Here is a 243-nt window from a genome sequence, read left to right on the forward strand (position 1 = left end):
TCTATATCTAGTTTGGCTTCGCTTAAAGTGATTTGTTGCTGTTGTATTTGAAAAGCAAGGTCACCTTGTTCCAACTCGATTAACAAATCTCCTTTTTCAACAACTTGGTTACGCTCAATATGTAGTTCCTTGATACGTTGGCCTAATTCTGGGTAATACACATCAACGGTATTTGTGGATATAAACTCAGCTCTACCTTGATAAGCATCGATCAAATCACTTCGTGTCACTGTTTCTGTTTCG

At 37.9% G+C, this 243-nt stretch carries 1 protein-coding gene; it reads right to left on the minus strand.

Annotated features, from left to right (window positions below):
* Positions 1-215, minus strand: a 215-nt coding sequence (locus AOA62_RS31290; RefSeq protein ID WP_218244275.1) for a biotin/lipoyl-binding protein, incomplete at its 3' end; no start/stop codon positions are given.
* Between the last annotated feature and the right edge of the window lie 28 nt (positions 216-243).

Origin of the sequence: Pseudomonas sp. 2995-3, assembly GCF_002742565.1 — a bacterium.
GTDB lineage: Bacteria > Pseudomonadota > Gammaproteobacteria > Pseudomonadales > Pseudomonadaceae > Aquipseudomonas > Aquipseudomonas edaphica.